General features: G+C 48.7%; 3 protein-coding genes. 2 read left to right on the top strand and 1 reads right to left on the bottom strand.

The features are described from left to right. Both WCO51_12150 and galE read left to right on the top strand, forming a co-directional pair. The coding region (locus WCO51_12150; GenBank protein MEI6514005.1) for a redox-sensing transcriptional repressor Rex at positions 1-630 on the top strand (630 nt) is incomplete at its 5' end. A 77-nt stretch (positions 631-707) separates the two neighbouring features. After that, positions 708-1685 carry a UDP-glucose 4-epimerase GalE gene (gene galE, locus WCO51_12145; GenBank protein ID MEI6514004.1) on the top strand — a complete coding sequence of 326 codons (978 nt, stop codon included), beginning with the start codon at positions 708-710 and terminating at the stop codon, positions 1683-1685. A gap of 250 nt (positions 1686-1935) precedes the next feature. On the opposite strand, the gene WCO51_12140 is transcribed toward galE, so the two are convergent. Then, the coding region (locus tag WCO51_12140; protein ID MEI6514003.1) for a hypothetical protein at positions 1936-2624 on the bottom strand (689 nt) is incomplete at its 5' end.

Raw genomic sequence — 2624 nt, 5'->3', positions numbered from 1 at the left:
GTTCCAACATTGGAACGGTTGTCAATCTATTTGCGTTTCCTTCATGCCTTAAAGGAAGCGGATGTTCAAACGGTTTCATCATCTGACATCGCCACCCAAACGGGGATCGATGCCGCTCAGTTTCGTAAGGACATTTCCTACTTCGGTGAATTCGGCAAGCCGGGAGTTGGTTATAATGTCATTGAGCTGCAATCACGCATAGCAGCGATTCTTAAAATCGACCGTATACAACCGTTGCTATTGGTCGGAGCCGGCAACTTGGGGGCTGCCTTGATTAACTATCCTGGCCTATTCGAGAATAATTACGAAGTTGTTGGGGTATTCGACAATAATATTGCTAAGATTGGCAGACAGATTTGGGATATAGAAATCCGCGATGTGGCCGAACTTGAAGAAGCAAATCATAAGCTCAAAGCACATATTGCAATCATCGCCGTCCCTACGCGCGCTGCTCAGGATGTGGCCGATTGCCTAATTCGAGCAGGGGTTAAAGCGTTGTTGAATTTTGCGCCCACTTACATTCGGGTGCCGAAAAATGTCTCTGTCAGAAATGTCTCGTTTCTTCAAGAATTAGCCGTTCTTTCCTACGATCTGGCAACAGACGAGGAGGAAAAAGTGTCTGAAAAGTAGATTATAAGGATAAAATATTGAGTTAGTTTCTTCAGGTCTAGCTCTTCGGCTTGACCTGAAGTTTTGGAGGTAATCGAATGATCTTAGTAATAGGCGGGGCCGGTTATATCGGCTCTCATATGGTGAAATGGCTTCAGGCACACGGCGAAGAGGCTATTGTTATGGATAATCTGGAAAAAGGTCATCGTGAAGCGGTCATGGGCGCAAAGCTCATCGAGGCTGACCTCCGCTCCCGAGATGACCTCGACAAAGTGTTCAAAAGTAATGATATTGAGTGCGTAATGCACTTCGCCGCTTACGCATCTGTTGGCGATTCAGTTCGCAATCCGGCTCATTATTACGAGAATAACGTTGTTGGTTGCTACACTCTTCTAGAAGCCATGCGTGCCCACAAGATCGATAAGTTTATTTTCTCTTCTTCAGCGGCAACATATGGCGAACCGGAGATGATCCCAATTCCTGAAGATCACCCCAAAAAGCCCACCAATCCCTACGGCGAGACCAAATGGGTGATGGAAAAGATGCTTCAGTGGTATGACGTTGCCTATGGCTTACGTTCGATTTCGCTGCGCTATTTCAATGCGGCCGGAGCTGATCCGGAAGGTCAAATCGGTGAAGATCATGAGCCAGAAGAGCATGTTATTCCAGTGCTGCTTTTAACTGCGCTTGGAAAACGCGATAGCATGAAAATCTTTGGCACTGATTGGGATACGCCCGACGGGACGTGTATTCGGGATTACGTCCACGTCTTCGATCTTGCTCAAGCCCATCTTTCCGCAATTAATGCCCTTCGAAAAGGAGCAGGCACAACAGCCTATAACCTTGGCAGCGGCCAAGGTTTCTCCGTTAAAGAAGTGATTACTGCTGTTGAGAAGGTGGTCGGGAATAAAATCCCTTGCGAATCATCCCCCCGCCGCCCTGGTGACCCCGCCCGCCTAGTCGCCTCCTCCAACAAAGCCAGAACAGAGCTCAATTGGATTCCCCAATACCCAGAACTAGAAACCATCATCCAGCACGCCTGGAATTGGCGAAAGGCCCATCCGAACGGATATTAGTCTATTGCGTAGTACGTAGTACGTATTATTGGAGATGGGGATAGGTGATGGGTGATGGGGCTGGAGTCCGGAACCCTCTCCTGACTCCGCTTAGTTAGGTGGAAACCAATAAACCCGGCCGCGCCGGTGACCAGGATCGTTCTCACGCTCAACTCCTTCACCCTAAATAATGCCTATATTATTGCGCCCCTTCGATAGATATGGCTAGTGGAGCGCCCCAACTTATCTGGATACCACTCGTCAAGTCAAACTATGACTTGGCAGAGCTTCGAATGGTCTCGTAAAGAGCATCCGCGACAATCCATCCGCTGAGAAATCCAATGAAGATGATATTACCGCCGAAAAGAAGGACTGAGAGCCATCCTAGCGAGTAAGCGATAGTGAAAGCAAGGGTTAACCCGCTTACGGCTAGAAATACACGAGTAAGGCTTCGATTGAAGCTGTCGTGAACGATACCGAGCACCAGATAAACGATGGCAGCGCTCCAAAAGGAGATAATCGCGATGACTACCAGGTAAGCGCCCGCAGGAACCCCTGTACGCCTTGTACCGCGCATCATTACCGCCAATTCGAACTTATCAATAACCCCTGACAGCATCAACAAACCTCCCGCTGACGCCCCACCGGCAAACAGAAGAACAAGCAGATTCAGACTCCATGTCGCAATCATCGGCAAAAGGGAAGCAAATGCTTCGGCAGGTCTTCCGGGATAGGCGTATGCGTAGAACAGCATGATAATAATTGCCATCCAGCCACCCGTCATGCCCAAATGCAGCTTCCAGTTTTTTCCAAGGATAGCTTTATGTGAATACTGTGCAGGCTTTTTAACTTCTGATGGTGGAGGACGGCGGGTGAGTTCTTCGAGACGACGTTGATAAATCGGATTTCTGGGGTCGAACTGGCTGGCATAGGTATACATCGAAATCGCCCGCTCAAAAT

Source organism: bacterium, assembly GCA_037131655.1.
Classification (GTDB): domain Bacteria; phylum Armatimonadota; class Fimbriimonadia; order Fimbriimonadales; family JBAXQP01; genus JBAXQP01.
This window is presented reverse-complemented; position numbering and strand designations above follow the sequence as displayed.